This window comes from Polynucleobacter sp. MWH-Aus1W21, assembly GCF_018687275.1.
GTDB lineage: Bacteria > Pseudomonadota > Gammaproteobacteria > Burkholderiales > Burkholderiaceae > Polynucleobacter.
In genome coordinates, this window is the sequence record NZ_CP061287.1 from 699329 (window position 1) to 713155 (window position 13827).

General features: G+C 46.6%; 13 protein-coding genes and 1 pseudogene. 13 read left to right on the forward strand and 1 reads right to left on the reverse strand.

Annotation, left to right across the window (positions count from 1 at the left end; translation table 11 throughout):
- Positions 1-8 precede the first annotated feature (8 nt).
- From surE to rlmD, 5 genes and pseudogenes are all read left to right on the forward strand, one after another.
- Positions 9-803: a 5'/3'-nucleotidase SurE gene (gene surE / locus ICW03_RS03670; RefSeq protein WP_215349131.1), complete on the forward strand. Its 795-nt coding sequence runs from the start codon at positions 9-11 to the stop codon at positions 801-803.
- Positions 804-832: 29 nt separating this feature from the next.
- Positions 833-1456: pseudogene (locus ICW03_RS03675) on the forward strand (protein-L-isoaspartate(D-aspartate) O-methyltransferase); the annotation flags it as partial.
- A gap of 76 nt (positions 1457-1532) precedes the next feature.
- Positions 1533-2261 (forward strand): peptidoglycan DD-metalloendopeptidase family protein, encoded by a 729-nt coding sequence (locus tag ICW03_RS03680; protein WP_251374458.1) that lies wholly within the window; start codon positions 1533-1535, stop codon positions 2259-2261.
- A 17-nt stretch (positions 2262-2278) separates the two neighbouring features.
- Entirely contained in the window at positions 2279-3100 is an 822-nt protein-coding gene (locus ICW03_RS03685) for a 3'-5' exonuclease (RefSeq protein ID WP_215349139.1), read from the forward strand.
- Complete coding sequence (rlmD, locus tag ICW03_RS03690) at positions 3093-4520, forward strand: 23S rRNA (uracil(1939)-C(5))-methyltransferase RlmD (protein WP_215350164.1); 1428 nt, start codon at positions 3093-3095, stop codon at positions 4518-4520. The genes ICW03_RS03685 and rlmD overlap by 8 nt, the downstream gene beginning before the upstream one ends.
- Positions 4521-4876: 356 nt before the next feature.
- Here the strand turns inward: rlmD and ICW03_RS03695 are convergent, their stop codons facing one another.
- Positions 4877-5578: a Bax inhibitor-1 family protein gene (locus ICW03_RS03695; RefSeq protein ID WP_215349142.1), complete on the reverse strand. Its 702-nt coding sequence runs from the start codon at positions 5576-5578 to the stop codon at positions 4877-4879.
- A gap of 260 nt (positions 5579-5838) precedes the next feature.
- Here ICW03_RS03695 and ndk point away from each other — a divergent pair, with 260 nt between their 5' ends.
- From ndk to hfq, 8 genes are all read left to right on the forward strand, one after another.
- On the forward strand, positions 5839-6264 hold the full coding sequence (ndk, locus tag ICW03_RS03700) for a nucleoside-diphosphate kinase (RefSeq protein WP_068948326.1): 426 nt from the start codon (positions 5839-5841) through the stop codon (positions 6262-6264).
- Positions 6265-6306: 42 nt separating this feature from the next.
- Positions 6307-7515, forward strand: coding sequence for a 23S rRNA (adenine(2503)-C(2))-methyltransferase RlmN (gene rlmN, locus ICW03_RS03705; protein ID WP_215349145.1), 1209 nt, complete (start codon positions 6307-6309; stop codon positions 7513-7515).
- A gap of 26 nt (positions 7516-7541) precedes the next feature.
- Positions 7542-8810, forward strand: coding sequence for a flavodoxin-dependent (E)-4-hydroxy-3-methylbut-2-enyl-diphosphate synthase (gene ispG / locus ICW03_RS03710; RefSeq protein WP_215349148.1), 1269 nt, complete (start codon positions 7542-7544; stop codon positions 8808-8810).
- A gap of 38 nt (positions 8811-8848) precedes the next feature.
- On the forward strand, positions 8849-10177 hold the full coding sequence (gene hisS / locus ICW03_RS03715) for a histidine--tRNA ligase (RefSeq protein WP_215349151.1): 1329 nt from the start codon (positions 8849-8851) through the stop codon (positions 10175-10177).
- A 47-nt stretch (positions 10178-10224) separates the two neighbouring features.
- Positions 10225-10884, forward strand: coding sequence for a tetratricopeptide repeat protein (locus ICW03_RS03720; RefSeq protein WP_215349154.1), 660 nt, complete (start codon positions 10225-10227; stop codon positions 10882-10884).
- Positions 10884-12041 (forward strand): outer membrane protein assembly factor BamB, encoded by a 1158-nt coding sequence (gene bamB, locus ICW03_RS03725; protein ID WP_215350166.1) that lies wholly within the window; start codon positions 10884-10886, stop codon positions 12039-12041. Before ICW03_RS03720 ends, bamB begins: the two co-directional genes overlap by 1 nt.
- On the forward strand, positions 12038-13402 hold the full coding sequence (gene der, locus ICW03_RS03730; protein ID WP_215349156.1) for a ribosome biogenesis GTPase Der: 1365 nt from the start codon (positions 12038-12040) through the stop codon (positions 13400-13402). The genes bamB and der overlap by 4 nt, the downstream gene beginning before the upstream one ends.
- Positions 13403-13563: 161 nt before the next feature.
- Positions 13564-13806: an RNA chaperone Hfq gene (hfq, locus tag ICW03_RS03735; protein ID WP_011903125.1), complete on the forward strand. Its 243-nt coding sequence runs from the start codon at positions 13564-13566 to the stop codon at positions 13804-13806.
- Positions 13807-13827: the final 21 nt, after the last annotated feature.

Here is a 13827-nt window from a genome sequence, read left to right on the forward strand (position 1 = left end):
AAATCGTCATGAGCAATCGTCAACCGCACATCTTGGTCTCCAATGATGATGGCTATTTAGCTCCTGGATTATTGGCTTTAGTAAATGCGGTACGTCCTTTGGGTCGTATTACGGTGATTGCTCCCGAGCAAAACCATAGCGGCGCATCTAATTCTTTGACGCTTTCAAGGCCTCTCTCAATACATCGAGTGGCCGGTGGCGAGCGTGATGGATTCTTCTTTATCAATGGTACGCCAACGGATTGCGTGCACGTTGCGATGACTGGTTTTCTGGATGAGAAGCCAGATTTAGTGATCTCAGGCATTAACCAAGGCGAGAACATGGGTGAAGACACCCTTTACTCTGGTACGGTAGCCGCTGCGGTTGAGGGTGTGATGTTTGGAGTGCCAGGCATTGCTTTCTCACAAATTGATCGTGGCTGGAATCGCATTGAGGATGCTGCCAAAGCAGCGCATGATGTAGTGGCACAAATGCTGGTTTCAGCTTTAAGTAAAAATCATGCTGATGGTGTAGCAACACTACTCAACGTCAATATTCCAAATCGTCCTTACGCTGATCTTTATCGTTGGCGCGTAACCCGTCTGGGTAATCGCCACCATTCGCAGCCTGTAGTGGTGCAAGATAGCCCCCGCGGCGATAAGATTTATTGGATTGGCGCTGCAGGTGATGTTAAAGAAGGCTCCGAAGGTACTGACTTTCATGCGGTTGCTGAAGGCTGTATTTCTATCACGCCGATGCAATTGGATTTAACTCATCATGCGCGTTTAGCGGCGATGCGCGCAAATGGATGGGATCGCGGTTGAAGGCTCCGACAGAACGCTTTGCCGCCTATCGGCAAGCACTTGCTGCAAAAGTGCATGCAGGTGGCGTGAAGCACGGTAAAACTTTAGAAGCAATCGCTACCGTTCCAAGGCACGCCTTTATGGATGCAGGATTGCATGCCCAGGCTTATGAAGACACTGCCTTGCCAATCGGTCATGAGCAAACCATTTCCAAGCCATCTGTAGTGGCGCGCATGATTGAATTGCTGCATAAACCTAAGCATAAGCTTGGCAAAGTGCTGGAGATAGGTACTGGTTGCGGTTATCAAGCGGCTGTTCTCAGTTTGCTAGCGGATGAGGTTTACTCTATTGAGCGTATACGCTCTCTGCATGATATGGCGAGGGCAAAGTTGCGCCCATTTCGAATCAATAATCTGCGTTTGATTTATGGTGATGGCATCTTAGGTTTGCCTCAAGCTGCGCCATTTGACGGGATTATTTTGGCTGCAGCAGGCTTGGGGATTCCGGATGCCTTACTTGACCAGCTATCGATAGGCGGTCGCCTGGTTGCTCCAGTTGCCAAAAATGACAAAGAGCAACAGCTTGTTATGGTGGAGAGGATGAGTTCTCAGCGCTATCAAAGAACGGTGCTGGACGAGGTCTTTTTTGTCCCCTTACAATCAGGGGTAGTATGAGATCTATGATGAATTCAATAATTCAGAACCCAATTTAATGCCAAGTACCTTATTTAAATCTTTTCTTATAGCCCTCATGTCAGCATCCTTGATGTTGATGGTGGGTTGTTCCACGCAGCGTGCGAAGCCTGCTAGCGTGACTGATCGCAGTGGTGGGTCGAGTGAGCCAACGCCGGCCGGTTACTATCGAGTTAAAAAAGGCGACACCTTGGCACGTATTGCTCTAGATCATGGTCAGGCGCCGCGTGATGTTGCTCAGTGGAATAAAGACATTAACCCCAGCTTTAATTCGAATGTCATTGAAGTGGGTGATTTGATTTTGATTAAAGCGCCTGGAGGTTCAAAGCCTGCTGTTGTGGTTGATAAAAAGCTTGTAGCAGATAAGCCAAGTACTTCAGCTACAGCATCCACCCCGGAGCCAGCAAAAACGGAAGTCGTTGCTGAGCCAGGCATTCGTTTATCTTGGCCAGCAAAGGGTAAGGTCATTGCTGAGTTTAGTGAGACCAATAAAGGTATTGATATTGCCGGCAAAGTTGGCGAACCTGTTCTTGCAGCATCTGATGGCAAAGTGGTTTACGCCGGCAATAGCTTGCGTGGTTATGGCAATTTAGTCATTGTTAAACATGACAACACTTATCTCACTGCTTACGCTCACAATAGTAAGCTCTTAGTAAAAGAGGGTGATTCTGTTCGTAAGGGCCAAAGAATTGCTGAGATGGGCGATACAGATGCCAACGCAATCAAGTTGCATTTTGAGCTACGCGTTAACGGAAAACCAGTTAATCCAACGCCCTACTTGCAGTAACTTTGTAGTAAGCACGTATGGCCACCGTCCTTGTATTTGATATTGAAACCATTCCTGATGTAGTAGGGCTGCGCCGTCTGGAAGATCTTCCAGACTCAATGAGTGATGCCGATGTGGCTAGCAAAGTTATGGCAGAACGTGCTGCTAAAACCGGTAGTGAATTTTTGCCCTTGTTTCTACAAAAGATTGTGGCGATATCTTGTGTGATTCGTAGAACCACCAAGGAAGGTTTGCCACAAATTAAAGTGGGTACCTTGGGCACCCCTCAAGATGATGAAAAGGTTTTAGTTCAAGCCTTTTTTGATTTAATCGAAAAGTACACGCCGCAATTGGTTTCTTGGAATGGCAGCGGCTTTGACCTGCCGGTATTGCACTATCGCGCTTTGGCTAACCATATTCAAGCGCCACGCTATTGGGAGATGGGCGAGAGCCAAGAGTCTGATAGTCGTGAATTTAAGTGGAATAACTACATTAGTCGATATCACATGCGTCATCTGGATATGATGGATTTGCTTGCCAAATTTAATGGTCGCGCCAATGCACCATTAGATGGTTTAGCTAAGTTGTGTGGTTTTCCCGGCAAGATGGGTATGGACGGCAGTCAAGTATGGCCGGCCTATCAGGGTGGCAAGATTAATGACATTCGCCGTTACTGTGAGACTGATGTGGTCAATACTTATCTCATGTACTGCCGCTTTCAGTTACTACGTGGTGGCTTCTCTCTGGAAGAATACCAAGAGGAGATTGGGTTTGTAAAAGCCTATTTAGAAAAAGAATCTAAAGAGCCGAATGGCGGTCAATGGCAAGAATATCTTCAGGGTTTCTCAGCTGATGCGTAGAGGGGATAAGCCAGTCAATATTGAGGTGACTGAGCCAATCAAAGTTGAAGCCTTAGATCTCGATGCTCAAGGAATTGCGCGTTTAACGCCTAATGAGGAAGAGCTAGCCCAGGGTCAAAGTGGCAAAGTCATATTTATTAAAGGTGCATTGCCAACTGAGCTGGTGACTTACACCATCACCAGTGACAAAGCTCGCTTTAGCAAAGCCAAAGTACGTGAGATTCTCAAGTCTGCAGTATTTCGGGCCGAGCCCAAATGTAAAGCCTTTGGTATTTGCGGTGGCTGCACGATGCAGCATTTAGATATACGTGCGCAAGTTGCTATGAAGCAGCGTGTACTCGAAGACGATTTGCAACACATCGCAAAAGTAAAACCAGGAGAAATTCTGCGCCCGATGGGTGGGCCTACTTGGGAATACCGCCATCGTGCACGCTTAAGTGCCGTTAATCGCTCTATCAAAAAAGGCACGGTATTGATCGGCTTTCATGAAGGTAAGAGCGGCTATGTTGCTGACATGCTCGCCTGTGAGATTCTGCCAAAGCATGTATCTGACTTATTGCCTGAGATGCGCAAATTGGTGATGGGATTGTCTATTGTCGATCGCATGCCGCAGATTGAAATTGCAGTGGGCGAGCCAGAGGATTCGACATCAGAAGATCCTACAAAATCAAAGCCAGTGACCGCATTGGTGTTCCGTAATCTCAAGCCCCTGACAGCAGATGACGAACAGCTGTTACGAGAGTTTGCAGATCGGCATCAGGTCTGGATTTGGCTCCAACCTAAAGGCATTGAGACGGTAGCACCGTTTTATCCTGTGACCGGTAAGCTCTGTTACCGACTACCTGAATTTGAAATCGAAATGCCTTTTAAGCCCGCAGACTTTACTCAGGTCAATCACATGATGAATCGGGCATTAGTGAGTAGGGCGATTCGCTTGCTGGAGGTGGGCTCAACCGATCGTGTGCTCGATTTATTTTGTGGCATTGGTAACTTCACATTACCGCTTGCTAGAAAAGCAAAACAGGTTTTAGGCATTGAGGGCTTAGCAAGCTTAACCACCAGAGCAAAAGAAAATGCAGAACATAACGGCCTAGTTGATAAGGCCAGCTTTATGCAAAGTGATTTGTTTGATGTGACAACAGAAACGATTGAGTCTTGGGGAAAAGCGGAGCGCTGGTTAATGGACCCGCCACGTGAAGGTGCGATGGAGATTTGTAAGGCGCTAGCTGAATTGCATCTACAGCAAAGCAATTTGCTCCCTCGGCGCATTGTGTATGTCTCATGCAACCCCAAAACACTAGCAAGGGATGTGGAAATTCTCTGCCACCAAGCAGGCTACTCCTTAAGTAGTGCGGGAATTATTAATATGTTTCCCCATACTTCGCATGTGGAGTCTATGGCGGTATTTGATCGGTTGTAATAGTCTCAAGCATTTATTCAAGGGCATCCTCCCCATTGAATACCATGGATTGCCCCAATTTAGTGCCTAGAGCCTGAATCCAGTGCGTCCAATAAATATCTCATCCCCACCCAGGAGTAAATTGAACTTGCGCAGAGTTATGTTGCTGCCTAACCTCTACATTACTTTTGGGAGTCTGTCATGAAAGCCTCAGATAGTTTTGCCCTCTTATTGATTTTGATGGCACTGTCTTACGCTGTAAGCATGTTCGTAGCGGCTTAATTGTTTAACTGCAAGCGCGTTAGCAGAATCACGGTAAAGAAAAAGGCGCCCGCAGGCGCCTTCAGAGAACATCACACTTCAGTTCTTAGTATTACTTAATCTCTATTGCCGCCAACAATACCCAAGAGGGCAAGTAAGTTGGTAAAGACGTTATACACATCCAGGTAAATAGCTAATGTAGCCATGATGTAGTTAGTCTCGCCGCCGTTGATCACGCGCTGTACATCAACCAGGATAAAGGCTGAGAAGATTGCGATAGCTAGAACCATCACAGTCAGCATCAAAGCAGGTAGTTGCAACCAGATGTTTGCCAAAGAGGCAACGATCAAGAGCAGCACGCCAACCATGAGCCACTTACCCATGCCAGCAAAGTCGCTCTTACTTACAGTTGCAATGGTTGCCATAGTGGCAAAGATTGCAGCAGTGCCGCCAAATGACAACATGATGAGAGTTGCGCCATTGCTATAGCTGTTTAGCGTAAACCCAACCAAGCGAGACATCATGATGCCCATGAAGAAGGTAAAGCCTAGGAGTAGAAGTACACCTACACCAGTATCTTTATTCTTTTCAATTGCCCAAAAGAAGCCAAAGGCAACTGCCATGAACACGATAAAGCCGATGAATGGGCTACCTGCGAAGAGATTCAATCCCATGGCAACGCCGAGCCAGGCACCAATGACAGTAGGCACCATGGATAGCGCTAAGAGCGCATAGGTATTGCGGAGTACGCGGTTGCGTACCTGGATGGTACTAATTGAGCCGGCCTGGCCAAAGCCGTAAGAGTTCAGATCACTCATGTTGACTCCTTCTTTTTAATGGTTATTACAAGAGCCCATGTAGGGCTGTTGACACTAAGTATAGACAAAACACCTAAATTTCAAGCCCCCATCAAAAAGACCTACAAATTAAAGGCTTATGCCCTGTAAATTCAAGGGCTTAGCCCTACGGACATAGGGGTAAATACTGTCAGGCAATGTATAATTTGGGGGTCGCTGGACTGGGGTGGCTTATAGCCCCGGACTGGCAAATACCTTTGAAATCACTATTGGAGTCTTGAATGGCAATTGAACGCACCCTTTCTATTATCAAACCTGATGCTGTCGCTAAAAACGTCATCGGCAAAATCTATGACCGTTTCGAATCTGCTGGTTTGAAGATCGTTGCTTCCAGAATGGCGCATTTGTCACAAAACGAAGCAGAGCAGTTCTATGGTGTTCACAAAGATCGTCCTTTCTTCAAAGACTTGGTGAACTTCATGATCTCTGGTCCTGTAATGATTCAAGTATTGCAAGGCGAAGGCGCTATTGCTAAGAATCGTGACTTAATGGGCGCTACTGATCCTAAGAAGGCAGAAAAAGGCACAATCCGTGCTGACTTTGCAGACAGTATTGATGCAAATGCTGTTCACGGTTCTGACGCTCCTGAAACAGCTGCTGTGGAAGTTGCTTTCTTCTTCCCTGGCATGAATGTTTTCAATCGTTAATCACTGATTAATCGATTAGCTATTTATCTATAAGTAGTCGCATTGACCTCCCCGCGCGTAAATCTCTTAGATTTTGACGCTGACCAAATGGCAGCGTATGTCGCGGGGTTGAATGAAAAGCCCTTTAGGGCTAAGCAACTCATGCAGTGGATACATCAACGTGGTGTATCAGACATTAATGACATGAGTGATTTAGCAAAAAGCTTTAGAGCGACTTTGCTAGATAAAGCAGAGGTACTTTCTCTCCCCGTAATTAAAGATGAGCATGCGCTAGACGGCACCCGTAAGTGGTTGCTGGACGTGGGTGCTGGTAACGCGGTGGAGTCCGTCTTTATTCCTGAGGATGATCGAGGCACTTTATGTATCTCTTCTCAGGCAGGTTGCGCAGTTAATTGCCGTTTTTGCTCAACTGGGCATCAAGGCTTCTCGCGCAATCTCACTTCCGGTGAAATTATTGGACAACTTTGGTTCGCCGAACATCTTTTACGCAACGACCCCGAGGCCATTCGTCGTATTGAAAAATTTCCTACTCCAGGCTGGGAACATACGGGTCGTGTGATTTCAAATGTGGTGATGATGGGAATGGGCGAGCCATTACTTAATTACGACAACGTTCTTTCTGCATTGCGTCTCATGCTTGATGACAGGGCTTATGGTTTGTCCCGCCGTCGTGTGACCGTTTCAACTTCAGGCGTGGTGCCGATGATTGATCGTCTGGCACAAGATTGTCCAGTGGCATTGGCAGTTTCCTTACATGCGCCGAATGATGCATTGCGTGATCAGCTAGTGCCACTGAACCAAAAATATCCTCTGCGTGAATTGCTGGATGCTTGTGAGCGCTACTTACCATTTGCGCCAAGAGACTTTCTAACTTTTGAATATTGCATGCTCGATGGTGTAAATGACTCCGACATCCAAGCAAAGGAATTAGTGCGCTTACTGAGAAACATTAAGTGCAAAATCAATCTCATTCCATTTAATCCGTTCCCAGAGTCTGGCCTAAAGCGCTCGTCAGCGCAGCGTGTAAATGCGTTTGCCAGCATTCTCCTTGATGCCGGTATGGTAGCGACAGTTCGCAAGACTCGCGGTGATGATATTGCTGCAGCCTGCGGTCAGTTAGCGGGGGACGTGGTCGACCGCACTCGAGTTCGTGAACGCGATGTCCACAGTGCCGAGATCGAAATCGAAGAAGTGTTATCCGATAAACAGTCAAATGAGCACCCCATTGAGTGGCTCAAAAAATTAAATTAAAGACTAGATCCTAGTCAGTAGATTCTATGAGCTCTAATAATTCTTTACCACCACTTCCACTGGGACCTTCTCCTAAGAGAGCAACCCGTCAGGCAACTGTCGCCTGGAAAACCAACATCATTACTGTGGGTGGTGATGCTCCAGTGCGCGTACAGTCGATGACGAATACTGACACTGCCGATGCAGTTGGTACAGCAATTCAAGTCAAGGAATTGGCGCGCGCTGGTTCAGAGATGGTTCGCATTACTGTCAATACGCCAGAAGCTGCTGCTGCAGTTCCTTATATTCGCGAGCAGTTAGATAAGATGGATGTGTTGGTGCCTTTGATTGGCGACTTTCACTACAACGGCCACACTTTATTAAATGATTTTCCAGAGTGTGCAAAGGCGCTCTCTAAATATCGTATTAATCCGGGCAATGTGGGTAAGGGCGCTAAGCGTGATCCGCAATTTGCCCAAATGATCGAAGCCGCGTGTAAATACGACAAGCCGATTCGGATTGGTGTGAACTGGGGTAGCTTAGATCAAGAGCTCTTGGCTTCCATCATGGATAGCAATGCGGCTTTAGCAGTTCCAAAGACTGCGCAAGAAGTGATGATTGAGGCTTTGATTCAATCTGCGTTGCAGTCTGCAGAAAAAGCAGTTGAGTTGGGCATGAACCCTGATCAAATTTTATTATCTTGCAAAGTAAGTAATGTGCAGGACCTCGTAGCTGTATATCGCGACCTCACTCGTCGCTCTGACTATCCACTGCATTTAGGTTTAACTGAAGCGGGTATGGGTAGCAAGGGAATTGTTTCTTCAACTGCTGCAATGGGTATCTTGTTGCAAGAGGGTATTGGAGATACGATTCGCGTTTCATTAACGCCCGACCCAGGCGCTCCTCGCGAAAACGAAGTGATCGTCGCGCAAGAAATACTGCAAACCATGGGTTTACGTAATTTCACGCCGATGGTGATTGCTTGTCCTGGTTGCGGTAGAACAACTAGTACTACTTTCCAGGAATTGGCAGCCAATATTCAGTCGTACTTACGTCAACAAATGCCGGTTTGGAAGAAAACCCATCCAGGCGTAGAGAATATGAATGTGGCGGTAATGGGCTGTATCGTCAATGGTCCGGGTGAGAGTAAGCATGCCAATATTGGCATTTCATTGCCTGGAACGGGTGAAACGCCTGCTGCCCCTGTATTTGTGGATGGCGTTAAGGTAAAAACATTGCGTGGTGAGAGAATTGCTGAAGAGTTCCAAGTGATTGTTGATGAATACGTGAAACAAAACTATGCGGCCAAGAATTAAATAGTTTTAATTGAAGTAATAACAAAACAATAATAAAAATGACTGATCAAAACGTAAAAGATAAAGCTCAAAAGACGCAGAAAATTAACGGTGTGCGCGGCATGAATGATTTGCTGCCAGCTGATGCTGCTCAATGGGCTCACCTCGAACATGTTTTGCGTGACCTCACTCGCGCTTATGGTTATGAGTTTTTGAGAACGCCTATTGTGGAAGCGACGGCAGTATTTCAGCGCGGCATTGGCGAGGTGACCGATATCGTTGAGAAGGAAATGTATTCCTTTGAAGATCGATTGAATGGCGAACAGCTGACTTTGCGCCCTGAGGGTACAGCTGCATTAGTGCGTTCCGTTATTGAAAATAATTTGCTGTACGAAGGACCAAAGCGTCTCTGGTATACAGGTCCGATGTTCCGTCATGAGCGTCCACAGCGTGGTCGCTATCGCCAGTTCCACCAGTTTGGTATTGAAGCCTTAGGCTTTGCCGGTCCTGATATCGATGCAGAAATCATCCTTATGGGTCAACGCCTATGGGATGAGCTGGGTCTGAAGGGCGTTCGTTTAGAGATTAACTCCCTGGGCCAGGCGCCTGAGCGTGCAGAGCATCGCGCGGCCCTGGTAACGTACTTTGAGAAGAACAAAACACAGTTAGACGAGGACTCACAACGCCGTCTGATTACAAATCCATTACGTATTTTGGATTCTAAAAACCCAGAGATGCAGGCATTGATCGAGGGCGCGCCAAAATTATTAGATTTCTTGGGCGAAGAGTCACTGAAGCATTTCAATGCGGTGCAAGCATTGCTTAAAGCCAATAACATCCCTTGCAAAATTAATCCCCGTTTAGTTCGTGGCTTGGATTATTACAACCTCACTGTATTTGAGTGGGTGACAGATGAATTAGGTGCTCAGGGCACTATCGCAGGTGGTGGCCGTTACGATCCATTGATCGAGCGTATGGGTGGCAAAGCCGCTCCTGCTTGCGGCTGGGCAATGGGTATGGAGCGTGTGCTTGAGCTCATGAAAGTTTCTGGTTCTTTGCCGGAAGTGCAAGCTCAGTGTGATATTTTTGTTTTGCATCAAGGTGGTGAGACTTTGACGGCCGCCATGATTATTGCCGAGCGTTTACGCAGCGCCGGAATCGATACGATTCTTTTCTGCCCTCCAGATGGTCAATCTGCTAGCTTCAAGTCTCAAATGAAGAAGGCCGACAGTAGTGGTGCTGCTTTTGCGGTCATTATTGGTCCTGATGAATTGGCGAGGAATGAGGCGCAACTCAAGGACTTGCGTGGAACCGGTGAACAAAAGTCCGTGCCTTTGGATGATGTCCTAGGGGCAGCAATTGATGCCCTGGTAGGCGCCTCCGAATAGAATTAACCTAATACCGATAAATAACTTATTAATTAGTTTGGATTGACATGCCTTTAGATCTAGAAGAACAAGAACAATTAGACCAATTCAAAGCGTTTTGGCAAAAATATCGCAATCTCATTACAGGCGTGGTTACTGCCGCTTTATTGGCCTATGCTGCTTATAGTGGGTATCAGTGGTGGCGCAATAGCCAGGCACTTGAAGCTTCTAAGCTCTATGAAACGATGGTCGGCGCAATTGCAAAAGGTGATAAAGATCAAACCTTGCGTGCCGCAGATGATTTGCAAAAAGATTTTGGTCGCACACCCTATGCAGCGATGTCTAGTTTAATTGCTGCGCGTATTGCATCAGATGCTGGTGACGCTAATAAAGCTATGGGGTATCTGCGTTGGGCTGCTAAGAATGCATCAAATGACGGATATTTAGCGCTGGCTAAGTTACGTTTAGTGACACAGCTCATTGAACAGGGTGGGGAAAAAGATTTTGCTGAGGCAGATCAAATTCTCAATCAGAAGCCTATCGCTGGTTTTGAGTCCCTCTGGCTTGAGCGTCGTGGCGATTGGTATTTGGCACAAAAGAAAAATGAGCAAGCAAAGCAGAGTTATCAAGAAGCTTGGAAGAAATTAGATCAAGCAAAAGAATTTCCGGAGGAGGCGCGTCGTCTCTTAAAGGTTAAATTGGATGCCGTTGGAGGAGTTGCTCAGTGATGACTAAAGATATGAAGCGTTTGCCGATGCGTATAGGCGCCGCCTTGGTATTGGGGTCCGTGGTAATAGCTTTAGTTGCTTGCTCCGGCAGCTCTCGCGTGAGAAAGCCTTCTGAGTTGACGGCGGTTACGAATCAATTTGATATGCAGCCGGTATGGTCCACTAATGTGGGTTCATCAGAAGGCTTTAACTTCCATCCCATTGTTGCTGGCGATGCGGTATATGTTGCCTCTCATCGAGGTAACTTAGTTAAAATTGATTTGGCATCAGGTAACAAAGTGTGGGAAGCATCAGTGCCAGAGCGTTTATCTGTTGGCCCCGGATCCGATGGCCGCACCACTGTTGTAGTGACTATCAAAGGCACTGTCTATGCTTATGACGACACAGGCAAACAGATTTGGAAAGTCAGTGTCGGCAGCGAAGTATTGAGCGAGCCGGTAGTTGCTGGCGGCATAGTCATAGTGCGAGCGCTAGACAATCGTTTTGTTGGCTTGGATGCTCAAACTGGCGTACGTAAGTGGACATATCAGCGCCAGCAGTCGGCCCTGTCATTGCGTGTAGGTTATGGCATGTTGCCTATTGGTAACGAAGTCATTGTTACCGGTTTTACGGGTGGACGTTTTGGCATGATTGCGATTGCCAATGGTGGCTTAGTTTGGGAGACCCCGGTTTCTTTTCCAAAAGGCTTTTCAGAAATTGAACGCCTGAATGATGTTACCGCTAAGCCTAGTATGGAAGGAGAGATTCTCTGCGCAGTTTCTTATCAAGGCCGCATTGGTTGTGGTCAGGCGCGAACAGGCAATCTTTTATGGTTTAAGGATTACTCAAGCTATACCGGTACATCCCAAAGTACGGATATGGTTTTCTCAGCCAATGAAAAATCTCATGTGACTGCTTTTGCAACCAAGGATGGCACTCAGGTTTGGGAAAATACTGATTTAACTTTCCGCGATGTGGGTGAGTCGCTTGCAGTAGGTAGAGTTTTATTAATGGGTGATGCTCAAGGGTATATCCATGCATTTTCACAGGCGAATGGTGAGATGGTTGCACGTATTCGTCATGACAGTAGTCCAATCTCGGCTGCCCCTATAGCGGTAGGTGGCCTCATCTTGGTTCAATCTCAAGGTGGAAAAATAGCGGCGTACAGTCCAAAATGAATCCAGTCATCACTATTGTCGGCCGTCCCAACGTGGGGAAGTCGACCCTCTTTAATCGCTTAACGCGTTCACGTGATGCCTTGGTGGCAGATTTTTCTGGTTTAACCAGGGATCGACACTATGGCAAAGGACGCATTGGTGAGCGCGCGTTTATTTGCGTAGATACCGGTGGTTTTGAGCCAGTTGCCAAGACTGGCATTGTTGCCGAAATGGCGAAGCAAACCAAGCAGGCTGTTGCTGAATCAGATATCGTCATTTTCCTGGTGGATGGTCGTTTAGGTATGGCGCCGCAAGACCGCGTGATTGCAGACTTCTTGCGCAAGACCGGGCGCCCAGTCATTCTGGCTGTAAACAAAACCGAAGGCATGCAGGCCGGCGTTGTTACTGCAGACTTTCATGAGCTGGGTTTAGGTGAGCCTTTCCCAATTTCTTCTGCTCACGGTGATGGTGTGCGTGGTTTGATTGATGATGCATTGGATTCTTTAGGCATCGCAGAGCCAGACGAAGATGAATTAGCAAGCGATCCAAATCGCCCAATGAAGATTGCGGTGGTAGGTCGTCCAAACGTCGGTAAATCCACATTGATCAATAAGTTGATCGGTGAGGAGCGCGTGATTGCCTTTGATATGCCAGGTACAACGCGCGATGCAATTGAAGTTCCCTTTGAGCGCAATGGTAAGCCTTACATACTGGTTGATACCGCAGGTCTTCGCCGTCGTGGCAAAGTGTTTGAAGCAATTGAAAAGTTTTCTGTTGTTAAAACATTGCAGGCTATTGCTGACTGTAATGTTGTGATCTTGATGTTGGATGCTCAGCAAGATATTTCTGAGCAAGATGCCCATATAGCAGGATTTATTGTTGAAGCTGGCCGTGCGCTAGTGGTGGCAGTCAATAAGTGGGATGGTATTGATGCGTATGTAAAAGAGCGCGCTCGCTTAGAGATTGCACAAAAACTACGCTTCTTAGATTTCGCAAACGTTCATCCGATCTCAGCCAAAAAAGGCACAGGTCTAAAAGAGCTATTTAAAGATGTGGATTCTGCATACGCTGCAGCTATGGCTAAGTTGCCGACCCCACGTTTGACCCGTATCTTGCAAGAAGCAATTGAGCATCAGCAGCCAAAACGCGTTGGCATGGGACGTCCTAAATTGCGTTATGCCCATCAAGGGGGTATGAACCCTCCAATTGTGGTCATTCATGGCACATCATTGAGCGGGGTAACTGATAGCTACAAGCGATACTTAGAAGGTCGCTTTAGGGATGTCTTTAAGTTACGCGGCACGCCTTTGCGGATTCAGATGAATACGGCCAAAAACCCCTACGTGGATGCTGATAAGGGCAAAAAGGGCAAAAAGCGTTAATTTGGGATAAGCTTTTACCTTCAAGTTGATATAGGCTTGATTTTTTCGAAAATCAGCCCAATATAGAGGGCTTAAGTAGAAGTTGTAGTAAAGATTGATATTTAATTAAAAAAGCAAGACTCCGAAAAAAAGTAGTTCAGAAAAGATAAATAAGGGGCAGTATGAATAACAACAAAATTCAATTACTTCAGGATCCATTTCTCAATGCATTGCGCAAAGAACATGTACCTGTTTCGATCTATCTCGTAAATGGTATTAAGTTACAAGGCAATATTGAATCTTTCGATCAGTATGTTGTCCTTTTGCGTAATACCGTGACGCAGATGGTTTACAAACATGCAATCTCGACGATTGTTCCTGCTCGTGCGATTGACTTCCGTTTAGAAGAAGCTAGCCCTGTATAAAACTGGGGTAGATGCGGCACG